16 protein-coding genes are annotated in these 22,606 nt (G+C 42.4%); 8 read left to right on the forward strand and 8 right to left on the reverse strand.

Annotated features, from left to right (window positions below):
* Positions 1–2 precede the first annotated feature (2 nt).
* Positions 3–917: a TIGR01777 family oxidoreductase gene (locus tag B5D54_RS08855; RefSeq protein WP_078926190.1), complete on the reverse strand. Its 915-nt coding sequence runs from the start codon at positions 915–917 to the stop codon at positions 3–5.
* Positions 918–1,089: 172 nt separating this feature from the next.
* Here B5D54_RS08855 and yfcE point away from each other — a divergent pair, with 172 nt between their 5' ends.
* On the forward strand, positions 1,090–1,638 hold the full coding sequence (yfcE, locus tag B5D54_RS08860) for a phosphodiesterase (protein ID WP_078926191.1): 549 nt from the start codon (positions 1,090–1,092) through the stop codon (positions 1,636–1,638).
* A 34-nt stretch (positions 1,639–1,672) separates the two neighbouring features.
* On the opposite strand, the gene B5D54_RS08865 is transcribed toward yfcE, so the two are convergent.
* Both B5D54_RS08865 and B5D54_RS08870 read right to left on the reverse strand, forming a co-directional pair.
* Positions 1,673–2,194 carry a regulatory protein ToxS gene (locus tag B5D54_RS08865; RefSeq protein ID WP_078926192.1) on the reverse strand — a complete coding sequence of 174 codons (522 nt, stop codon included), beginning with the start codon at positions 2,192–2,194 and terminating at the stop codon, positions 1,673–1,675.
* Between the two features lie 11 nt (positions 2,195–2,205).
* Positions 2,206–3,051 carry a winged helix-turn-helix domain-containing protein gene (locus B5D54_RS08870; protein ID WP_078926298.1) on the reverse strand — a complete coding sequence of 282 codons (846 nt, stop codon included), beginning with the start codon at positions 3,049–3,051 and terminating at the stop codon, positions 2,206–2,208.
* Positions 3,052–3,446: 395 nt separating this feature from the next.
* Here B5D54_RS08870 and htpG point away from each other — a divergent pair, with 395 nt between their 5' ends.
* The 3 genes from htpG (at position 3,447) to hemH (ending at position 7,364) form a co-directional block, all read left to right on the forward strand.
* On the forward strand, positions 3,447–5,354 hold the full coding sequence (gene htpG / locus B5D54_RS08875; protein WP_078926193.1) for a molecular chaperone HtpG: 1,908 nt from the start codon (positions 3,447–3,449) through the stop codon (positions 5,352–5,354).
* A 301-nt stretch (positions 5,355–5,655) separates the two neighbouring features.
* Entirely contained in the window at positions 5,656–6,300 is a 645-nt protein-coding gene (adk, locus tag B5D54_RS08880) for an adenylate kinase (RefSeq protein WP_078926194.1), read from the forward strand.
* 98 nt (positions 6,301–6,398) lie between these two features.
* Positions 6,399–7,364, forward strand: coding sequence for a ferrochelatase (gene hemH / locus B5D54_RS08885; RefSeq protein WP_078926299.1), 966 nt, complete (start codon positions 6,399–6,401; stop codon positions 7,362–7,364).
* A gap of 79 nt (positions 7,365–7,443) precedes the next feature.
* On the opposite strand, the gene dtpA is transcribed toward hemH, so the two are convergent.
* Positions 7,444–8,958 carry a dipeptide/tripeptide permease DtpA gene (gene dtpA, locus B5D54_RS08890; RefSeq protein WP_267490084.1) on the reverse strand — a complete coding sequence of 505 codons (1,515 nt, stop codon included), beginning with the start codon at positions 8,956–8,958 and terminating at the stop codon, positions 7,444–7,446.
* Between the two features lie 448 nt (positions 8,959–9,406).
* On the opposite strand from dtpA, the gene rfaH reads away from it, so the two are divergent.
* Positions 9,407–9,910, forward strand: a complete 504-nt coding sequence (gene rfaH / locus B5D54_RS08895; RefSeq protein ID WP_078926196.1) for a transcription/translation regulatory transformer protein RfaH — start codon at positions 9,407–9,409, stop codon at positions 9,908–9,910.
* A 136-nt stretch (positions 9,911–10,046) separates the two neighbouring features.
* On the opposite strand, the gene asnB is transcribed toward rfaH, so the two are convergent.
* From asnB to nagA, 4 genes are all read right to left on the reverse strand, one after another.
* The gene (gene asnB / locus B5D54_RS08900) at positions 10,047–11,711 is read right to left on the reverse strand and encodes an asparagine synthase B (protein ID WP_078926197.1); all 1,665 of its coding nucleotides are present in this window, start codon (positions 11,709–11,711) and stop codon (positions 10,047–10,049) included.
* A gap of 215 nt (positions 11,712–11,926) precedes the next feature.
* Positions 11,927–13,513 carry a cation:proton antiporter family protein gene (locus B5D54_RS08905; RefSeq protein ID WP_078926198.1) on the reverse strand — a complete coding sequence of 529 codons (1,587 nt, stop codon included), beginning with the start codon at positions 13,511–13,513 and terminating at the stop codon, positions 11,927–11,929.
* 82 nt (positions 13,514–13,595) lie between these two features.
* On the reverse strand, positions 13,596–14,810 hold the full coding sequence (nagC, locus tag B5D54_RS08910; RefSeq protein WP_078926199.1) for a DNA-binding transcriptional regulator NagC: 1,215 nt from the start codon (positions 14,808–14,810) through the stop codon (positions 13,596–13,598).
* Positions 14,811–14,812: 2 nt separating this feature from the next.
* A complete protein-coding gene (gene nagA / locus B5D54_RS08915; protein WP_078926200.1) occupies positions 14,813–15,949 on the reverse strand; it encodes an N-acetylglucosamine-6-phosphate deacetylase in 1,137 nt (378 codons plus the stop codon).
* Positions 15,950–16,424: 475 nt separating this feature from the next.
* On the opposite strand from nagA, the gene nagE reads away from it, so the two are divergent.
* The 3 genes from nagE to B5D54_RS08930 all read left to right on the forward strand — a co-directional run.
* Positions 16,425–17,894 (forward strand): N-acetylglucosamine-specific PTS transporter subunit IIBC, encoded by a 1,470-nt coding sequence (gene nagE / locus B5D54_RS08920; RefSeq protein ID WP_078926201.1) that lies wholly within the window; start codon positions 16,425–16,427, stop codon positions 17,892–17,894.
* Between the two features lie 314 nt (positions 17,895–18,208).
* Entirely contained in the window at positions 18,209–19,879 is a 1,671-nt protein-coding gene (gene glnS / locus B5D54_RS08925; RefSeq protein ID WP_078926202.1) for a glutamine--tRNA ligase, read from the forward strand.
* 303 nt (positions 19,880–20,182) lie between these two features.
* A partial coding sequence (locus B5D54_RS08930; protein WP_303046251.1) for a FimV/HubP family polar landmark protein occupies positions 20,183–22,606 on the forward strand: 2,424 nt, incomplete at its 3' end.

Genomic DNA, 22,606 nt, shown 5'->3' on the forward strand with positions numbered 1-22,606 from the left:
AACTAATGATGATGTTGAAGGAGTTGTTTTAATGCAGATTCAATTCGTGAATAAGTGAACTGAAAACCTAATTCGGTTAATTTTTTAGGTTTGGCTCGGATGCTGTCAAACAACAGGACACTGGCCTCACCCATGAGTAAGCGAATGGCCCACTTAGGAGTAAATAAGAGGTGTGGGCGCTTGAGTGTTGAGGCTAAACAACGACTAAAGATTCTATTTTGTACTGGGTGAGGGGCACAAAGGTTGAAAGCGCCTTGTGCATGTTCTGTTTCCAGCAAATACACGATGGCTCGAACCATATCGCAAATATGGATCCAGGGCATATATTGTTCACCTCGCCCTATCGGTCCTCCCAATCCATAGCGGTAAGGGAGAAGCATTTTAGCTAAAGCCCCTCCTTCTGTTGAAAGGACGATCCCTGTTCTTAACAGGCAAACACGAGTCCTTTCGGATTCGGCTCTTCGTGCAATGTGTTCCCATTTTTTACAAATAGAATGGGGAAATTGTGCAGATTGAACCTGAAGGCTTTCATCGAAAGGATGAAGTTGTTGATCGCCGTAGTAACCTACTGCCGATCCACTAATAAAAACGGAAGGCGGGGAGGTACTTCCATGAATCAAATCGACTAATTTTTCTGTTATCGACCAACGGCTTTGACAGATTCGTTGTTTTTGCTGCTTGGTCCATCTTTTATCTGCTATGGGCTCACCCGCTAAATTAATCACAGCATAATAGCCATTTAAGTTATTCAACGAATCTAGGTTATTGATAAAAGAGAGGCTTTGTGACTGAATATGGGCTAACTGTTGTTTGGCTCGGTGAATCTCTCGGGTGAGAATGACTAAATCGTGAGTCATTAATTGCTTGACGAGTGCTCGCCCAATCAGCCCAGTTGCTCCTGTGATCAGTATTTTCATAAAGCCTCCTTGCGGTTGTTATGTCCTACCATTGCGTGGTTTCAGCTTATGTGTATCTTTGAACAGGTTCAAGCTTTTCTCATTTCTTTAGAATAGAGAGGATATGAGTCATCATGATGACGTTAACGGAGTAAGAACGTACAATGAGGTTATTAATGATTAGAGGTAGCAGATGAAACTATTTATCGCATCGGATCTTCATGGTTCATTACCCGCAACAGAAAAAACCCTTCAAGCTTTTAGTGATTCAGGCGCGGAAACACTCATTTTACTGGGGGATTTACTTAATCATGGGCCAAGGAATCCGATTCCAACCGGTTATAACCCACCAGCTGTGGCTGAATGCTTGAATCAATATGCGCAGCATATTATGGCGGTAAGAGGCAACTGTGACAGTGAAGTCGATCAAATGCTGTTAGCGTTTCCCATGATGAGTGACTTTTCGTGGGTTTTATTAGAATCTGGTCGTCGGTTATTCTTGACTCATGGTCACCTTTACCACGAGGAGAATCATCCTCCGCTCCGTTCTGGAGATGTTTTTATTCAAGGTCATACACACATTGCTCTTGCTGAATCACAAGCGGGAATTTATCGGTTTAACCCCGGCTCCGTGACCTTTCCTCGTAATCGTGGCGTTGCAAGTTATGGCTTGTTGGAGGAAGAGATGTTGACCGTTTATAGTTTCGATAAACAGGTATTAGCACAGACTCGTCTTATTTAAGAACTCCTCAAGGGCACATGAGTGCCCTTGAGGGTCACCCATTGCCAAATAGAACCGTTGAACCGTGATTTAGGCTAGTCAACAGTAAAGTTTTATCATTGACAACATCAATTCGGCGACTTTGCTGAGCATCCACTTTAAACAACTGAGTAATTAACTGTAACTGTTCAGGAGTAAAGTCTTTACTGTAAGCGGATGAGGCATCTTTAAATTCAATGGGAGAGATAAGTAGATAATTACCACTGATACTCCATTCCCCAGATTCAGAAATGTTGATGATGTTCTCTGCAACGGTTTGTTCTGTAGAATAGAGCTTCACCAATGATACGCGTAGATAGCTACCATTGGGTAAATATTTGACATTAGATATGACATCGACTCGGTGCAGTGGGCCGACGGCGTTATTGGGCAATTGACGCTCAATCAATGTAACCATTTTCGATTGCCATTCACGAGAGCAGAGAATGTTCTCAAGCTTAATATCGCTTTGCTGGTACAACCATAGGCTGCCGCTAGCCGAAAGGATAAGGAGTAGTGCCGCGATTTTCTTCATCATCATGTTATCCCTCACTGGCACACTTTTTCAGTTTCATTGATATTGGCAAAAATTCTTAAGGTGATATTTTCACTTGAATAATTCGGAGTGTGAATGTAGTTGAGCATCAGTTGATTATTTTCACCCCCCGTTGCAATCACTTCTTTAAGGTTAAGCGATATCTCTGTACCACGAATGGAGCGATATTTCTTAACACACGTCTCAATCATGGGTAACCAAGAAGAGAGGTCGGGGTGATTAATCGGTGCGCTGATCATAACCTCATCGATAATTGCTAAACGGCGAAATTTTGAGGCTGGAGGTACTGTCAGTAAAAACACGATTAAGGGTAAAAGCAGTGCACACACAATCAGAACCTTTGATATGGTATCAAAGTGGTGTTTGGGAGAGCTCGGTTTTACTTCTACATCGTGGGCTTTATTGCCAAGTTCGGGCTCATTGACCACCATAGATGTGGTATTAGATTCGGCAAACGTTTCTGACTCCCCAGACGTTTCTTTAGTTTGCTCTGGCTCTAAAGATTCAACGCTTGCGATCATCTGATAACCACGCTTAGGGACCGTTTTGATAAATTGCGGTGCTTTGGTGGAATCTTTTAGCATCTTTCTTAGCGTCGAAATCGCTTGGGTCAAGCTTGAGTCATCAACTTCAAAGCCTTGTTCTCGCCATACATAATTATGCAGTTCATTACGAGTAATGACATCATTAGGGTGCTGAACGAACATAAATAGGATGCGACTTTCATTACTACCAAGGCGGATCTCTTCATATCCTGCTTCAGTATCAATTAGTAAATTGCTCGTCGGGTCGAAAGTAAACCGATTGGCAACAATAAATTTGGTGTCGAATTTACTCATGAGATCTTCTTTTTTAACGGGCATATCTCGTTCAATGGGGGCATTGACAGATTTTACCTACTTAGTATTAGGGTCTCTTAGAACTGTAAATGGTGGCCGAATAACGAATCAGTCATATCCTTATAGCAAATTCACGACTGTAAACAGCTTAGAATCACTCTAATTGAATTTTTTGGGTTCTATTTTAAGCGTTGGCGTTAGTACTAATACGGATTGTATGGTTTTTAGATCAATAAGCCTAGAAGAGCATAATCAAAAAAAACACAAAAAACAGTGTTTTTATGGTTTTTGACCTTGAATTTACATTCTCGAGCCACATGTTAATAGCAAATCGATGTTCTTCCTACCCTTTTCAGTTTTATTGATAGGGTTTGATATGATGTGACGGAGTTAAAATGAGCGAAACAGCAACTCAAAATAAAGAAACACGTGGTTTTCAATCGGAAGTAAAACAACTACTTCACCTGATGATTCACTCTTTGTATTCAAATAAAGAGATCTTTCTACGAGAGTTGATTTCCAATGCTTCTGATGCGGCGGATAAGCTGCGCTTTCAAGCTTTATCAAATCCAGATTTGTATCAAGGTGATGCAGATTTAGGGGTAAAGCTCTCTTTTGATAAAGAAGCCAATACACTGACCGTGTCAGATAATGGTATAGGAATGAGCCGAGAAGAAGTGATTGAGCATCTTGGTACTATAGCAAAATCTGGAACCGCTGAATTTTTCTCAAAACTTTCTCAAGACCAATCCAAAGATTCCCAGTTAATTGGGCAATTTGGTGTGGGTTTTTATTCTGCCTTTATTGTGGCTGATGCTGTGACTGTTCGCAGTCGTGCCGCCGGATTACCCGCAGAGCAAGCCGTTCAGTGGCATTCTCAAGGGGAAGGGGAATATACGGTTGAAACGGTTGAGAAAGCGACTCGGGGAACGGATATCGTCTTGCATCTACGTGATGAGGGCAAAGAGTTCTTGTCGGAGTGGCGCTTGCGTGAGGTGATCGCTAAATACTCAGATCACATTGGTATTCCTGTTTATATTCAAACACCTGAGCGTGATGAAGAAGGGAAAGAAACCGGTGAGTCTAAGTGGGAGCAGATCAATAAAGCACAAGCATTATGGACTCGGTCTAAATCCGATGTCAGTGATGAAGAATATAAAGAGTTTTACAAGCATGTTTCTCATGATTTTGCTGATCCACTGGTTTGGAGCCATAACAAAGTGGAGGGTAAAAATGATTATACCAGCTTGTTATATATTCCTGCGAAAGCCCCTTGGGACATGTACAACCGAGATCATAAACATGGTTTAAAACTCTATGTTCAGCGTGTCTTTATTATGGATGATGCGGAACAGTTTATGCCTTCATACTTACGCTTTGTGCGTGGTTTGATTGACTCCAATGATCTGCCTCTCAACGTTTCTCGTGAGATTTTGCAAGATAATAAAGTCACTCAGTCTTTGCGCAATGCTTGTACTAAGCGTGTGCTAACGATGTTAGAGCGCTTGGCAAATAATGAAAGTGACAAGTACCAATCCTTCTGGAAAGAGTTTGGTTTAGTGATGAAAGAAGGCCCCGCAGAAGATTTTGCTAACCGTGAAAAGGTTGCGGGACTATTGCGATTTGCTTCGACTCATGTTGATAGTTCAGAACAATCGATCAGTCTGGCTTCTTATGTGGAACGGATGAAGGAAGGACAAGAGGTTATTTACTACCTAACGGCAGATAGCTATCTTGCGGCGAAAAATAGCCCACACTTGGAGCAATTTAAGTCGAAAGGGATCGAAGTCTTACTGATGTCTGATCGTATCGATGAGTGGTTGATGAACTATTTAACTGAGTTTGATGGTAAGTCCTTCCAATCCATCACCAAAGCGGGCTTAGACTTAAGCAAATTTGATGATGAGACAGAAAAAGAGAAACACAAAGAGACTGAACAGGAATTCCAGTCGGTTGTTGAGCGGGTGAAAGCCTATTTAGGGACGCGAGTCAAAGACGTTCGCACTACCTTTAAATTAGCGTCAACGCCTGCTGTCGTGGTTACTGACGATGGTGAAATGGGCACACAAATGGCGAAGTTACTTGCAGCAGCAGGGCAAGCGGTGCCTGAAGTGAAGTATATTTTCGAGATTAACCCAGAGCATGCAATGGTTAAACAGATGGCGGATGAAGCTGATGAGCAAGCGTTCGGCCGCTGGGTTGAAGTCTTACTTGGGCAAGCGATGCTGGCTGAGCGAGGTTCCATGGAAGATCCCACTCAATTTGTGACGGCCATCAATCAGTTATTGACTAAAGTAGAATAGTGATGTCAAACGCAAGCCTACGTTATGTTAGGCTTGCGTACTTTTTGTATTTGAATCTTGAACTCTTGCAAACCCATGAACCTAAAGAAAGGGTTTGATAAGTATTCTTTAGTCTTAGATTCATCTGTTAGCCATTTTTTATGGTAGAATTGCCCGCTTGAATGGGGGAGCGAACCGGATAGAGGTTCACGTTCATTCGCTAAAGCAAACTCAATTTTATCTCCTTATACCGAAACTTATCGTCTTTCATTAAAAGTACTGTGAGCTTCGGTATAAAATTATTTCTTAAAGAGGATTAAACATGCGCATCATTCTTCTAGGTGCTCCAGGTGCAGGTAAAGGTACACAAGCTCAATTCATCATGGAGAAATACGGTATTCCACAAATCTCTACTGGTGACATGTTACGTGCTGCCATCAAAGCGGGTACTGAGCTTGGTCAACAAGCAAAGTCTGTGATTGATGCTGGTCAACTAGTGTCTGATGAAATCATTTTAGGGTTGATCAAAGAGCGCATCGCTCAGCCAGACTGTGAGAACGGCTTCTTACTTGACGGTTTCCCTCGTACTATTCCTCAAGCCGATGGCTTGAAAGCCATGGGCATTGCGGTTGATTACGTAATCGAATTTGATGTCGCTGATGATGTGATTGTTGAACGTATGGCTGGGCGTCGTGCTCACCTTGCTTCCGGTCGTACTTATCATGTTGTTTACAATCCACCTAAAGTGGCTGGTAAAGATGATATTACTGGTGAAGATTTGGTTGTACGTGATGATGATAAAGAAGAAACCGTACGAGCTCGCTTAGGTGTTTATCACGAGCAAACGGCTCCGTTGATTGAATACTATGGTAAAGAAGCGGCAGCCGGCAATACCCAATATCTGAAGTTTGATGGTACGAAGCAAGTTGCTGAAGTGAGTGCCGATATTGAAAAAGCACTTGCATGATTAGCAAGCTTTCCAATATAAATAAGTCAGGCGACCTCTAGGGTCGCTTTTTTTCACTCCTTCTACCGTGATTGAAAAGGTAAATATGAATGGACGTTATGCATCACCGTAAAAAATGGGGGGTTTTGCTTGCAAACCTAGGAACACCACAAGCGCCAACCCCAAAAGCCGTCAAACAATTTTTAAGCCAGTTTTTACACGATAAACGCGTTGTCGACCTAAGCCGTTGGTTATGGTGTCCAATATTGCATGGGATCATTCTGCCGAGTCGATCTCCCAAAGTGGCTAAGCTTTATCAATCTATCTGGATGGATCAAGGCTCACCATTAATGGTCTATTCAAAGCGTCAGCAGGAGAAGTTACAGCAGCAACTTTCACTTCCGGTTGAATTAGGTATGACTTATGGCCAACCAAGCTTAGAAAGTGGAGTACAGGCACTTTGTGAGCAGGGGGTCACCGCTATCATCATTTTACCGCTTTACCCTCAGTATTCCGCGACCACCACCGCCGCTGTTTTTGATGGGTTAGCTCAGGTGATGAAACAGCAAGTAGTCATACCAGAATTGATGTTTATTCAAGAATATCATGATCATCCTCTCTACATTCGGGCTTTAGCTGATAAAGTTCGTGAGTCGTGGGCTAGGAATGGGCGAGGTGATAAATTGGTTTGCTCTTATCATGGCATTCCTAAACGTTATGCGGATAACGGGGATATTTATCCTGCGCAGTGTACGCAAACGACACGTCTTTTAGCTCAGGAACTCGGATTAACCGACAACCAAATTATGATGACCTATCAGTCACAATTTGGAAAAGAAGAGTGGTTGCAACCTTACACCGATCAAACCATGGCGCACCTTCCTAAACAGGGAGTAAAACGGCTTGATATTATTTGCCCGGCGTTTTCCGTGGATTGTTTGGAAACGTTGGAAGAAATTGCAGGGGAGAATCAGCGAATTTTTCTTGAAGCGGGTGGAGAGGCGTTTCACTATGTGCCCTGTTTGAACGATTCTGATGCTCATATTGCTATGATGGCCGAGTTAGTTAACGCATGTCGCCGCTAACCATGAATCAATAACCATGATATGAGTGCAAAGTTAAAAGCCTCCTTAACGAGGCTTTTAACTTTTCTCACCAATGAAATCAAGCTTCAGCAGGTTCGAGACTCACGTCAACATTACCTTGGCAAATTTTTGTCAGCATCGGAGCAATTAAGAATGTAATAACCGTAATTCCAGCGGTGACATAGCCAATTTTTCCAAATACATCACCATAAATGGTGAGTGATTCTTGTGTGGTCGTCATCTGTTCAGGAACCGAAGTTAAACTAGCCACCCAGCCAGCCACTACCGCCGCCGTTGCGGAGGTTAGAAACCACATACCCATGGCAAAGCCCATCATTCTCTGTGGAACCAATTGAGCAACCATTGCCAAACCAAGCCCAGACACTAATAACTCTCCAATCGATTGGAATGCATAACTGAGCACAAGCCAGTTCGCACTGATGATCCCCTGATGATTTGCAAACCCTGTGCTCCACGATAAAACAAGGAAAGAGAGGGCGCATAAGCCCATACCCATTGCAAATTTAAATGGCATCGAAAAACGTTCGCCGAGTTTGCCATATAACACGGCCAATATAGGGCTGCCAATCATAATCCAAAAAGGGTTAAGGGCTTGAAATTGTTCAGGCTCAAAACGAAAACCCAATAAATTTGGATCCACATTATGGATGGCAAAAAAGTTAAGTGATGTTGGCATTTGGAAGTAAAGGACGAAAAAAACGACGCCTTGCAGCATCAACACGAAAGCCACTAACATTTTTTGGCGCTCGAGTCCGGTCATCGAAAATGCTTCTTTAAAATAGAAGGTGACAATCATTAGGCCAGCCATCACCAATATGAGGTGAGCGAAGAATAAGTTTTGTAAGAGATAACTACAGACCAAACTAGCGATAAGTGAACCGACGATCACTAAACTCAATCGGCCTTTTTTAATAGGTTGGAGGTCAGCCGGTGAACCAATTTGTTTGAGCATTTTTTGGCACAGCATAAAGTTAACCACGGTAATGGCCAACCCAATCGCACTGACACCGAAAGCCATCCCGTAGCCTACTCGTTCTGCGACCATCGGCGTTAGTATCATAGAGAAGAATGAACCGAGATTGATTGCCATATAGTACATAGTGAATGCACCATCAAGGCGAGGGTCATTATCCTCATATGCTTTAGATAACAGGCTTGAGGGGTTGGCTTTAAATAATCCGTTTCCCACAGTAATAAAGCCCATCGCAATGTAGATAAGTGTTTCGCCACCTAAGTGTGCTTTGGTGGTTGAAAGTCCTAAAAGCAGATAGCCGACCATTAAAATGATAGCACCAAGAGTAATGGCTCGTTTGGTTCCGATAACTTTATCGCCAATCCAGCCTCCTGCAGCGACAAACCCAAACACGAGTGCAGAAAAAGCACCAAATAGAACAAATGAGGAGGATTCATTCATGCCTAAGATTTTAACCATGTAGACGGTTAAAATGGCTTGCATCCCATAGAAGCCAAAGCGCTCCCAGAACTCAATAGAAAAAATCAGATAGAAGGATTTAGGTTGCTTGAAGATATTCAAGTCGGATGACATACGGGGCTTCCTGTTGTGATCGCTCAATAACTTGCGAGAATTCTCTTACGGCAGAGAGTAAATAAATGGGCTGCAAGGGGAGACGTTATTCATGTAGTATTTATCTTTACCCAACTCCGTCACTTGACGATTTAGGTAAACCATGTACAAGCGTGTGTAATGGAGCAATACGTATACCGCCAAGTGAATATGTCTGCAATACTCGGTGTTTGGTGAATTTTAACGCTAATCTATTTATCTTTATGAAATAAATGACTTTTTCCGCCTCTTTTTTCAAAGTGATTAATGCGAAATCTAATATTCCATATTTGGTTTATTTGCGAAATGGATGCGTTCAATTATTCATTAATTCATGTGATACTTAGTGATGTGCATTGTGAACCCATTGTATGCCTAACCTCTTTTCTGAGGTTTTGTCCTCTGAACGATAAGTCTAGACATACAAAAATAAAAAAAAGAATAGGTTGGCTAGAAAATGAAATGTTGGTACTTGGTTTACTGTAAGAGAGGTGAACAAGCAAGGGCAAAGGGGCATCTTGAAAATCAAGGTGTTGAATGTTTTTATCCACAAATTGAAGTGGAGAAAATCATCAGAGGGAAAAGAAAAACCATTACAGAACCGTTGTTTCCTTCTTATATCTTTGTGTATTTTGATTATCAGCAGGGGCCTACGTTTACCACGATACGTTCAACGCGGGGTGTGGTTGATTTTGTTCGCTTTGGACCTGAACCCAAAGCATTACCTGATGAACTGGTCGATGAGCTCAAACAACTGGATGTCTTAGCAAAAGCGTATTGCAAGAAAGAGTTACCTCTTGCTGGGCAAGAAATTGAAGTCAAAAGTGGGCAATTTTATGGTATTAAAGCGATATATCAAGAACCCGATGGCGACACACGTTCGTTCATGTTGGTAAAAATGATTAATCAACCCGTGATACTCAGTATTGATAATAAGCATTTAGAGCTTAAATCTCGCTAATTAGGATGACTATTGTTCATTAATGCAATAAGGGTGATATTGCTATCCATGTAATCAAAGCGCACAAGGCGCTTTGATTACTGAGCCTCCCAGCAGAGCTGGGGGGGCGTTTTACTAAGTGATGAATCAAGAAAACTTAGTAAGCTTCGTTATGTACGGCTTTCACAGCTCGACCTGACGGGTCAATACAGTTTTTAAATGACTCATCCCATTCTACGGCTTTAGCAGATGAACAAGCTACCGATGGGCCTCCTGGGACACAGTGAGCTGCGGATTCCAAAGGAAAGAGCTCCTCAAATATTTCTCGATAAACATACCCTTCTTTTGTGGTCGGGGTGTTATACGGGAAACGGAACTTTGCCGTTGCCATTTGCTGATCACTTATTTTCGCTTCGGCCGTCGCTTTTAATGTATCGATCCAGTTATACCCCACACCATCAGAGAATTGCTCTTTTTGACGCCAAGCGATGGAGTCGGGTAGGTAGTGTTCGAAGCATTCGCGTAAAATATGCTTCTCCATTTTACCGTTACCACACATCTTGTCTGCTGGATTGAGTCGCATGGCTACATCAATAAATTCCTTATCTAAGAAAGGAACTCGACCTTCAACACCCCAAGCCGCGAGAGATTTGTTTGCTCGCGCACAGTCAAAGAGGTTTAATGCGAGCAATTTACGGACGGTCTCTTCATGGAATTCTTGAGCATTGGGCGCTTTATGGAAGTAGAGGTAACCGCCGAAAATTTCATCCGCCCCTTCACCTGACAGCACCATTTTAATTCCCATGGCTTTAATTTTACGCCCCAGTAAAAACATCGGGGTTGAGGCTCGAATGGTTGTGACATCATACGTTTCGATGTGGTAAATCACATCTCGAATGGCATCTAGGCCTTCTTGAATTGTGTAAGTCATCTCATGATGGACTGTACCAATTTTGGTTGCGACTTCTCGAGCGGCTTTTAAGTCTGGAGCCCCTTCTAACCCAATGGCAAAAGAATGCAGTTGTGGCCACCAAGCTTCAGATTGTTCATCATCTTCAATACGCATTGCGGCATAACGTTTAGCAATGGCTGACGTAATAGAGGAATCAAGCCCACCGGATAATAGCACACCGTAAGGAACATCTGTCATTAGCTGGCGCTTAACCGCGGCTTCTAATGCTTGTGTTAGTTCTTCTTTACTGCTTACGTTATCTTTGACAGCACTGTATTCATTCCAATCTCTGACGTAATAACGATAAGGTTCTGGATCTGTTGAACAAAAATAACTACCAGGAGGAAATTCACTAATGGATTTACAGACGGGAACTAAGGCTTTCATCTCAGACGCGACATAGTAGTTTCCATGTTCATCATGGCCTTGGTAGAGAGGAATGATCCCAATATGATCTCGGCCAATAAGGAAGACATCCTTCTCTTGATCATACAAAGCAAAGGCAAAAATACCATTGAGTTCTTCTAGCAGAGCAGCCCCTTTGTCTTGATACAACGCAAGGATGACTTCACAATCAGAGTCGGTTTGAAAATCGTAAGTATCTTGATAGCGAGCCCGAATTTCTTTGTGGTTATAAATTTCACCGTTCACCGCTAAGATCAGGTTACGATCGGGGCTATAAAGAGGTTGAGCACCACTATTAAGGCCAACAATAGCCAAGCGTTCATGAGCAAGAATAGCTCGCTCTGATGCGTAGATCCCAGACCAATCCGGGCCACGGTGACGAAGTTTCTTAGACATTTCTAATGCAACTGAGCGTAATGCACTCGCGTCACTTTTAATATCTAAAATACCAAAGATTGAACACATACAACTTCCTTAATGAGACGAGTTTTAAGCAGATGAATACAATTTGCCACTTTGGTTAAAAAAGGCAACCTATCTTTGATCAAAAATTCATTTTAAACCAAAACTAATGGATGTTTTTTAATAAAATGCCAAATTAAGTGAATTTTATCTATATTGAGATGAAAAAGGGAGCAAATGGCTAACCAGAGTGCATGTGTTAGCCATTATTTCTAGAGTTAATCTCGTGCAAAGGTGGGTTGTAAGTGATCACACACATGGCGAGCAAAGCCCGTTCCTGCCTCGCTGTAAATATTAAATGCGGCGTGTGCACCTTCTTCAAGTAAATTATTCATTTGATCTGGATATTCTGCGATCGCTGCGATTTGTCCACTAAAGTGGCGCTTCTTGAGCTGAGCCAGTGCTATTTGATTGGCTTGATGGTGAGGCATCGCTAACAGCACCATCTTAACGTTACCTGTATGTAGAACCCGAGCCCAAAAATCGGGATCGGTTGCATCACCGCTAATCACGTTACGCCCTTCATTTCTGTGTTGTTTGGATGCGTCCTCTCGTAATTCAACCCCTAAGCAGATATTGCCGTAGCGCGAATAAAATTCGTCATATGCACCAGTACCGATTCTTCCCATGCCAAGAATGATGACCTGAGCTTCACCAGGATTAATCACGGAATCTCGTTGGTTAAGAGCCTCGGGTTGTGGTTCATTAAACCACTGTGAGGTGTGCTGATAAATTTCATTTCCCTTACGGCTGAGTGGGGCAGCAATGAGAAATGAAAGTGAAACGGCAATCGCAATTGCAACAAGGATATCACCCGGTAGCCAGCCCAATTTAAAGGCTAATCCACCCACAATCAGACCAAACTCACTGAAGTTAAACAGAGAAAGTGACGAGAGTAATGACGTTCGTACCCGAAAGTGGAATCGATTGAGTACCCAAAAATAGAGAGCCCCTTTCAGTGGAAGAAGAATCATCAACACGATTGCCAATAAGAAGCCGGTTAAGGTTGGTTTTTCTGCCAGACCAATATTTAAGAAAAAACAGACCAAGAAGAGCTCTTTGAGGTTAAACAGAGCTTTAGAGAGTTCGGAGGCTTTACTGTGCTGAGCAAGCATCATCCCTAACACCAGCGCTCCAAGATCGGGTTTCATTCCGACTAACTGAAAACCGCCCGCCCCGACCACAAGGGCAAGGAAAATGCCCAATAAGACTAACAGTTCACCATGTCCGGCTTTTTCTAGCAGACGAAAGAACAGAGGGCGTAATAGAGGCAGCGCAAACAATCCAATTGCGTACCATTCAGGTAATTTTCCGGTTGATGCCGTTAAAAAGATGACCGCAAAAATATCCTGCATAACCAAAATACCAATGGCGAGTGTGCCATAGGTTGAGTTCATTTCCCCTTTTTCTTGCAGAGACTTAACGGCAAAAACTGTACTGGAAAAGGAGAGAGCGAATCCGATTAATAGTAAGCTGGTAAAAGGGATCTCAGCAAGGCTAGTGAGGCCAAGATATTTAAACCCCATTAAAGCGAGAGTAAATACCCCCGTTGAGAGAAGGTTGTGGATTGTTGCTCCGGCCCAAATTTCTTTCTCAAGCAGAGATTTAACCTCTAACTTTAACCCAATGGTGAATAGCATCAAAGTGACCCCGAGGTCTGCCAATGTTGCTAATGTTTGATTTGACTCAAAACCGTATAAATTAAGAGCAAAGCCTGCGATAAGAAAGCCGACAAGAGGAGGAAGATGGCACTTTTGTGCAATATAGCCAACGATGAAAGCCGCACTAATAAAAACTAAATCCATGAGATTTCTTATAGGTTAGGTAACAAAAAGGCTGTATTGTCTTAAATCAATACAGCCTTAGCATTATAGAACAATGTGACTATCAATCTTCAAGCAATTTCTGTAATAAAACCCCATTAAGCATGGCTCGTTTGATGGTAGCAAAAGCACCGATAGTGGGGCGTTTATCCATTTGAGAGGCAACAATTGGCAGGTGTTGATGGAATTTTTTCAGAGATTGGTTTTCTACATTGCGTAAAATAGCCGGAAAAATGATTTCTTGTGCAGCGGTAATTTTTCCTGCCACAACGATTTTTTGTGGATTAAATAAGTTAATGGTGATGGCAATCGCTTTCCCTAATTGATTTCCCACTTGCACTAAAGCTTGTTTAGCTAACTCATCACCTTGTAGAGCATGTTGGCAAATATCATCAATCGATAATTTATCTATAGAAGAAAGACTGGATTCATAACCTTGAGCCAAGCGTTTTTTGACTCGTTCAACAATTGCGGGGTTTGTTGCAACGGTTTCTAAACAACCAAAATTACCACACTGGCACTGTTCCCCAAGCGGATCAATCTGAATATGACCAATTTCCCCTACATTTCGGTTAGACCCTAAGAAAACTTGTCCATTGACAATAATTCCAGCACCCGTTCCACGATGTACACTGACTAATATTGAGTCTTGACAGTCTTGGCTTGCTCCGAAGTAGTGTTCAGCTAAGGCCATTCCTCGTACATCATTACCGACAAAACATTCTACATGGAAGTGGTCTCGAATAATGTCACCGAGCGCCAAGGCATCAATATCGATATTGGGCATGTATTCAACCACACCCAGCTCAGGATTGACTAACCCTGGTAGTGAGATACCAATAGCAATTAATTGATGTATATTTTCCTTTTGTTGGGAAAGGAAAGTTTTCAGGTGGTTAATGAGCCCTTCTATCAATTGTGGTTGATGCGAGTAATGAAAATCATAGGAGGAGAAAGCCAGTTCTTCTCCTCCAAGATTATATAGACTCAGTTGGATATAATCTCGACCAAGCCTAACCGCAATTGAGTGAAAAGGTTCGACTTCTGTTGTTAAAGAGATGGCTCTTCGTCCCCCGGTTGAGGCTTGTTGGGCCACCTCTTTAATCAGCCCTCGTTCTAAGAGTTGGCGGGTTATTTTAGTCACACTTGCAGGAGCCAGTTGACTGACATCGGCAACTTGGATACGTGAAATCGGACCTTGTTGGTCGATTAAACGATAAACTGCTGCGCTATTTAGCTGTTTAACTAGATCTACGTTACCTATTTGTCCGCCATTCATTGTTATTTTTGCTCGTATTGTCCGTTAACCACCGTCGCTTTTACATTAAAATCACGATCAAAAATTGTCAGGTTGGCTACATAACCTTTTTTCACTCGACCTAATGTTTTTTCCACTCCAATGGCCTTTGCTGGATACAAGGTAGCCATTCGTAGAGCTTCATCTAAAGCGATGCCGACATGCTCAACCGTATTTTGAACTGCTTCAATCATTGTTAGGGCTGAGCCGCCAAGAGTGCCATTTTCATCAACACACTTGCCATCACGGTAATATACTTTCTTACCGACAAAAATAAAGTAATCCATCTCTGCGCCTGCAGGAGCTGTGGCATCGGTCACTAATACGAGCTTCTCGCCCTTAATTTTATGAGCAATACGAATGTTCGCGTAATCAACATGGAAGCCATCGGCAATGATGCCTGTATAGACTTCTGGAGTATCATAAATCGCACCGACAACCCCGGGTTCTCGGCCTGCCATCGGTGTCATCGCATTAAATAAGTGGGTCGCAAAAGTAATACCTGCTTCAAATCCTTTACGGGCCTCCACATAGGTGGCATTCGTATGGCCGATAGAAACAACGATACCTGCGGCGGCTAGTTTTTCAATATGTTGCGGACGATTGTTTTCTGGGGCAAGGGTGACTTTAGTTACGACATCACTATTTTGACAGATAAAATCGATCATCTCATCGTCAGATTGACGAATGTAATCCACGCAATGGATGCCTTTTTTCATCACATTTAAGTAGGGGCCTTCAAGATGAAGCCCTAGTGATTGATTTTGATATTTAGTCTGATATTCACGTTGAGCATGAATTGCTTGGCGCATGTTTTCATCAGAAGAGGTAATCAAGGTCGGAAGAAAACTCGTACATCCGGATTTTAAGTTAGCTTGATGCATGATGTGAATCGTATCTGCGGTGATTTCGTCATTAAACATAACACCACCACATCCATTCAATTGTAGGTCAATGAAACCTGGGCTCAGATTTGCACCATGTAGATCGATGGTTTTAATCTCTTGAGGTAAGTGCTCAATTGGGCAAACGGCTTGAATAAAGCCATCTTCAATAATCACGGCGTGGTGAGAAAGCACGTCGCTGCCCGTGTATATTTTGCCGTTGGTTAGTGCGTACATAATCCGCTAATCCTTATCTGTCAAAATGGTGTCAATCAGGTAGGCGACACGAATTCAGCTTTTCAGTGCATCAGCAGCTTTATTTGCTGACTTCAAGTAAGTCGCGAAATATCTTTATAGTAGTCACTTTCTCAAAATCGGAGAGTGAAATAAGTATGAAATAACATTGCTACATAAGGAATTTTTTATGATAGTTGAGCTCAAAACCAGAGAGGCTATAGTCTACCATTCTTCCTCTTCACGCAATAACTCCGGTTATAGTAGCGCCAAAAAATTGTTTTTTTATATAGTAAAATAAGTTTTATGATCTCGCTAGCAAAATCCTTCTATTTTGTCTTTTTCAGGTGATTATGATCACAATTGATGAGCTTTTAATTTGCGGAGCAAAATTAATGGCATACACTGACAGTGACTAAATTGGGCGACTAAAATAAGTAGTTCGATATATACAAAAATCCTATAGGGGGAACTTAAGGTGAATATTCTTGGATATTTTCAAAAAGTAGGTAAGGCCCTAATGGTGCCTGTCGCTACATTACCAGCGGCAGCCATTTTGATGGGTATTGGCTATTGGATTGACCCTAATGGCTGGGGTGCAAACTCCGCGTTGGCGGCCTTTCTGATCAAAGCAGGGGCAGCAATCATCGACAATATGTCAGTATTGTTTGCTGTTGGTGTTGCATTTGGTATGTCAAAAGATAAAGACGGCTCGGCGGCATTGGCGGGCTTTGTGGGTTTCTTGGTTGTGACAACATTGCTTTCTCCGGGAGCCGTTGCCCAAATCCAGGGTATTGATCCTTCTGTTGTTCCTGCTGCATTTGGTAAAATTAATAACCAATTTGTAGGGATTTTGGTTGGTATTATTTCTGCTGAAATCTACAACCGCTATTCAACGGTTGAATTACATAAGGCCTTAGCCTTTTTCTCCGGTAAGCGTTTGGTTCCTATCTTGACATCATTTGCGGGCATCGTGATTGCGTTTGTTTTAATGTATGTTTGGCCAGCAATTTATGGCGGCTTGGTAAACTTTGGTGAGTCTATCCAAGGTATGGGGGCAACGGGTGCTGGTATTTATGCTTTCTTTAACCGTCTTCTTATCCCAGTTGGTCTTCACCATGCTCTAAACTCGGTGTTCTGGTTTGATGTTGCCGGTATTAATGATATCCCTAACTTCTTGGGCGGTGCTAAATCGATTGCTGAAGGTGTGGCGACTCCGGGTATTACTGGTATGTATCAAGCGGGCTTCTTCCCAATTATGATGTTTGGTTTACCAGGTGCAGCGCTGGCTATTTACCACACATCAACGGCGAAGAATAAAGAGAAAGTCGCAGGTATTATGATCGCTGCTGGTTTTGCTTCATTCTTTACTGGTGTGACTGAGCCGCTTGAGTTCTCTTTCATGTTCCTTGCTCCATTATTGTATGTATTACATGCGGTATTAACCGGGGTTTCTGTCTTCATCGCAGCATCAATGCAGTGGATTGCAGGTTTTGGTTTCTCAGCTGGTTTAGTCGATATGTTCTTGTCTTCTCGTAACCCGCTTGCCGTACAATGGTATATGCTGATTGTTCAAGGTTTTGTCTTCTTTGCTATCTACTATGTGGTTTTCCGTACTGTGATTGTTAAGTTTGGTCTGAAAACACCTGGTCGTGAAGACGATGATTCAGCTTCTGCGGTAAAAGGTTCACAAGAGTCTTCTGAGCTAGCAAAACAATACTTAGAAGTACTAGGTGGACATAGCAACTTGTCTAATATTGATGCATGTATTACTCGCTTACGCTTAACCGTGAATGATATGTCTATCATTGATGAAAAAGCACTGAAAGATCTGGGTGCAATGGGGGTGGTTAAACTGGGTTCAAACAACTTACAGGTTATCCTTGGTCCATTGGCAGAAATTATTGCGGGTCAAATGAAAAACATTCAACCTAGTGATAATAAATGATTGAAAAATAATAGAGGTATTCTCTATTGATACTAAAAGCCTTCGCCTAGTGCGAAGGCTTTTGCGTTACAAGCAATGCTGAGGAAAGAAAGCCCATACCGTTACTATTTTGCCAAACCTCATGGGAAGAGTGCTATTGGGTCCTATTCAACTTGCTGATTTGGCAAATATTCTGAGTAAAACCGTAGTTTCTATTGTGAATTGAAGCAGAATTGTGGATCATTAGCGGTAATCTGTCTGCGCGACTGGGCTTTCATGCCAGATTTATGCAGAATACTTTTTTGACAATACTAATAAATTTTGAGGTGCTATAGATGAGTGAAGCTGAGGCTCGTCCATCGAACTTCATTCGCCAAATCATTGATAAGGATTTAGCGGATGGTAAACACACTAGCGTGCATACTCGTTTCCCGCCAGAACCTAATGGTTACTTGCATATCGGACACGCTAAGTCGATCTGTTTGAATTTTGGTATTGCTCAAGATTATCAGGGCCAGTGCAACTTACGTTTTGATGACACCAACCCTGAGAAAGAAGATCTCGAATACGTTGAGTCAATTAAGAAAGATGTCAATTGGCTTGGGTTTGAGTGGTCTGGTGACGTTTGTTATTCCTCGGACTATTTTGACCAACTGTATCAATATGCCATTGAACTGATCAATAAAGGGTTGGCTTATGTTGAAGAACTTAGCCCAGAACAAATCCGTGAATACCGTGGCACATTGACCGCGCCAGGCAAGAACAGCCCCTTCCGTGATCGTCCGATTGAAGAAAGCTTAGCTCTGTTTGAAAAAATGCGTGCGGGTGAGTTTGAAGAAGGCAAAGTTTGCTTACGAGCAAAAATCGATATGTCATCTTCTTTTATGGTGATGCGTGATCCGGTGTTATACCGTGTTCGTTTTGCTGAACATCATCAAACCGGCAATAAATGGTGTATTTATCCAATGTATGATTTTACGCACTGTATTTCAGATGCGTTAGAAGGCATTACTCATTCATTGTGTACTTTAGAGTTCCAAGATAACCGTCGTTTGTATGACTGGGTTCTCGATAATATTACGATTGATTGTCACCCTCGCCAGTATGAATTTAGTCGCCTAAATTTAGAATATACGGTGATGTCTAAACGTAAGCTCAATCAACTTGTATCAGAGAAATTAGTGGAAGGTTGGGATGACCCTCGTATGCCGACGATTTCTGGCTTACGCCGTCGCGGTTTTACACCAGCCTCTATTCGTGAATTTTGCAAACGAATTGGTGTTACCAAGCAAGACAACATGATTGAGTTTAGTGCGCTTGAATCTTGTATTCGTGAGGATCTTAATGAACATGCGCCTCGTGCGATGGCGGTGCTTGATCCGGTTAAAGTGGTCATTGAGAATTTTGCTGCTGATAGCGTAGAAATGTTGATGGTGGCTAACCATCCTAATAAGCCTGAAATGGGAGAGCGTGACGTTCCCTTTACTCGTGAAGTTTGGATCGAGCGTGAAGACTTCCGTGAAGAAGCGAACAAAAAATACAAGCGCCTTGTGTTGGGTAAAGAAGTCCGTTTACGTGGAGCTTATGTTATTAAAGCTGAGCGCATTGAAAAGGATGCTCAGGGCAACATTACCACGATTTACTGTACCTATGATCCTGAAACATTAGGTAAAAACCCTGCAGATGGTCGCAAAGTAAAAGGGGTGATCCATTGGGTTTCTGCGGATAAAGCATTACCAGCAGAATTCCGCTTGTATGATCGTCTCTTTACTGTTCCTAACCCTGCTGCGGCTGATAACTTTGCTGAAACAATTAACCCTGATTCACTGGTGAAACTACAAGGGTTTGTTGAGCCAAGCTTAGCAAATGCAGAAGCAGAATTTGGTTATCAATTTGAACGTATGGGCTATTTCTGTGCAGATAGAAAAGAATCCAAACCACAAGCTTTGGTTTTTAATCGTACTGTCGGCCTACGTGATACTTGGGCAAAAATTGATAGTGAATAAATAATTCATTGCTATTTTTTGTTCAAGAAAAAGCCAGCCTAGACGGGTTGGCTTTTGTTTTATCTCTGACGGATATGCCAAGAGCTCCCCATTTTTTGATGATAACTTAGTTAGTCACCCAGTTAAAAGGGGGCTTATTGAGAGTGAAAAGAAGAATGGACGTATAATTTGTGTGAGATTCCTGCGATTATTGTGGGTAAGGCACATTTTTTGTATCACTGCCTATAGTTTTACTTGGTTAATCCGATATATTTAACAGATTGTTGTATTCATTTTATTTTAAAGCACCTAGCTGAGCCTTTTATGTGTCAATTTTTTAAGCGATTGCTGTTGCCTTTAGCAATGGCCGCCGTGACTCAGACTTCTATCGTTAGTGCAGAAGGGATCCGTCTAATCGGTCCTAGTGGTGAGATTCAATCGGCACCACAGTTTAGTCGTGAGATTGTGCGCAACACAGCTTCACAGGCTGAGCCATCACAGTTTTTCGGTCCAACGTCTGAACAAGATACGTTATGGTCAATTGCCTCCCAATTAAGACCATCAACGAACGTGTCAGTACAACAAACGTTGCTGGCTATTTATCGTTTAAATCCCCAAGCTTTCGAAGAGCAAAATATCCACAGCTTGTTGCCAGGGAGTACTCTGCGTATTCCTTCATTAGAACAAGTGAGTCGAGCTTCAACTCAAGAGGCGGTGAAAATTATGGAGGCGCATCAAGCGCGTCTTGCATCGCCCGTGGCCGCTCCTGCTGTGCCGGCTCCGGCTAGGCCAACTGTTCCTGAGGTCAGTTCAACGGTGAAAGAGCCTGTGCCCCCTCCGGCTCCTGTGGAAAACCGAACACCCGCTTCAGACCTGAGAACGCCATCTCCAACGGAAGTCAGTAGCGAAAGTGTAATTACTCAAGCGGATCTCCTGGCATTAGAAGAGAAAAATCACCGGTTAAGGTTATTGATTGCTCAAATGCAGTCAGAAATGACGGACTTAAAACAGGAATTGGGTGATGAAACTCGTATTCGTTCAGAAGTTGAACGCTTTTTGCAAGAAGAGCGAATAAAAAATGAAAAAATAGAGCAACTGAGCCCCTCAACCTTTGAACAACTGTTATCCAATGGGTGGTTTGTTGCTTTGCTGTCATTGATACCGGGAGTATTGATTGCATTACTGATTGCCATGTTATTGAGTCGCCGTTCTCATACGAAAGAGAGCGAGGCGCAACCATCTTCACCTCGGAAAGATCCTAATGAAACGATTGCTCCTATGCCTGTTGAAGAGGCTGAGTTAGGCGATCTGTCTGATGAATTGTTATTAGATGATGATATTTTTGGTTCGGCGGATGATAGCGAGACCTTGTTTACTGAAGAAGAAAGTAAAGAAGACGATATCTTCGCTGATCTCGATGAAGGCGATTTAGATTTCAATTTAGAAAGTGAAGAGGGGGATGACCCCTTCGCCAGTATTGATGATGACGGTGACTTAAATCCTAATTTTGCTGATTTAGTCGATAGTAATAAGGATGAGGCCGCGTTAGGTTTAGATGAGATGACGCGAGCATTGGATGAAGAGTCATCACAAGACGATGACGCTGCCTTTGAGCTTTCTGATGACGTGGCATTATCTCAAGAGGATATGGATTCTCTACTGGCTACCGATGATATAGATGATGATTTGGGTAGTGATGAAATTGATCAGGCTTTACTTGATGATTTGCTTGCTGGCGATGATGAGAGTGAGGAAACGAACCTTGATTTTGATGACTTATTGGATGACAACGCCTCGATTGATCCGGAAGTTTCCACATTAAGTGATACTAAAGTAGCCTCAGATCAAGAGATTGAAGACTTACTCAGTCAGATTGAATTACAAACGGAGGAGCTTTCTTCTGTTAGTCTCGCAGATGAGCCGCTAGTGGGTGAAGAGAACGATGATGAGCTCTCAATCGATGCCGACAGTACCGACTTACTCGATGAGTGGTTAGATGAGCAGTCTGAAAACGACATGCTGTCTAATGATGATCTTGATAGTACGGTGGATCAATTATTGGATGAGTTACTGGGGGAAGAGTCGAGTAATGAGAATAATGAATTTGACCATGATAGCCCAACACTACTCGATGAATGGATCGATGAGGTTGATTCTAAACCCGAAAGTGAAACAGTAGCCATTGATCCTCATTCCACGCTAGAAACATCAATTAATGATGGTACGGAGTTTTTGGATGAACTTCGTGAAATTGAGCAACAAGCGGAAAATCACTCCGATTTTAATAGTGATAACTTTATTGATGACTTGCTAAAGAGTGCTCCGAACCAAGATCCTTTATTGGATGAAGTAGATTTTGATCGCCCAGAAGAAAATCAATCTTCTGAACAAGATCTAGATGATGGGTTTGATTTTAATCCACAAATTGAAGGTAGCGAGACGCCTCTCTTTAGTGAACCGGAACCGGTTGCCAATGAATTTGGTATACCTCAAGATGATGATTGGCTTGTTGACGATGAACTTGAATCGGCAAGCGAGCTACCGGAATACAGCGAAGAAGACGCTTTAGCTGACACAGTGGCAGAGCCTGAGCTTGCTGGCGAAGAGGCAGCACCAGAGGTTGAGAGTGAATTAGCGTCTCAACCTGTTGAGCCAGAAGTTGATGCAGAGGTAGCGCCACTCAATATTGATGAAAGTGAACTACCGGAATACAGCGAAGAAGACGCTTTAGCCGATACAGAGGCAGAG

The sequence above is a fragment of the Vibrio cincinnatiensis DSM 19608 genome (assembly GCF_900167345.1).
Lineage (GTDB): Bacteria > Pseudomonadota > Gammaproteobacteria > Enterobacterales > Vibrionaceae > Vibrio > Vibrio cincinnatiensis.

What these genes read in the sequence shown, in the direction of transcription:
- adk (WP_078926194.1), top strand. Translation starts at nt 5,656, where the DNA reads ATGCGCATCATTCTTCTAGGTGCTCCAGGTGCAGGTAAAGGTACACAA.
- htpG (WP_078926193.1), top strand. Translation starts at nt 3,447, where the DNA reads ATGAGCGAAACAGCAACTCAAAATAAAGAAACACGTGGTTTTCAATCG.
- hemH (WP_078926299.1), top strand. Translation starts at nt 6,399, where the DNA reads ATGCATCACCGTAAAAAATGGGGGGTTTTGCTTGCAAACCTAGGAACA.
- nagA (WP_078926200.1), bottom strand. Translation starts at nt 15,949, where the DNA reads ATGTACGCACTAACCAACGGCAAAATATACACGGGCAGCGACGTGCTT.
- nagC (WP_078926199.1), bottom strand. Translation starts at nt 14,810, where the DNA reads ATGAATGGCGGACAAATAGGTAACGTAGATCTAGTTAAACAGCTAAAT.
- glnS (WP_078926202.1), top strand. Translation starts at nt 18,209, where the DNA reads ATGAGTGAAGCTGAGGCTCGTCCATCGAACTTCATTCGCCAAATCATT.
- B5D54_RS08870 (WP_078926298.1), bottom strand. Translation starts at nt 3,051, where the DNA reads ATGAGTAAATTCGACACCAAATTTATTGTTGCCAATCGGTTTACTTTC.
- B5D54_RS08905 (WP_078926198.1), bottom strand. Translation starts at nt 13,513, where the DNA reads ATGGATTTAGTTTTTATTAGTGCGGCTTTCATCGTTGGCTATATTGCA.
- B5D54_RS08865 (WP_078926192.1), bottom strand. Translation starts at nt 2,194, where the DNA reads ATGATGAAGAAAATCGCGGCACTACTCCTTATCCTTTCGGCTAGCGGC.
- rfaH (WP_078926196.1), top strand. Translation starts at nt 9,407, where the DNA reads ATGAAATGTTGGTACTTGGTTTACTGTAAGAGAGGTGAACAAGCAAGG.
- asnB (WP_078926197.1), bottom strand. Translation starts at nt 11,711, where the DNA reads ATGTGTTCAATCTTTGGTATTTTAGATATTAAAAGTGACGCGAGTGCA.
- yfcE (WP_078926191.1), top strand. Translation starts at nt 1,090, where the DNA reads ATGAAACTATTTATCGCATCGGATCTTCATGGTTCATTACCCGCAACA.
- B5D54_RS08855 (WP_078926190.1), bottom strand. Translation starts at nt 917, where the DNA reads ATGAAAATACTGATCACAGGAGCAACTGGGCTGATTGGGCGAGCACTC.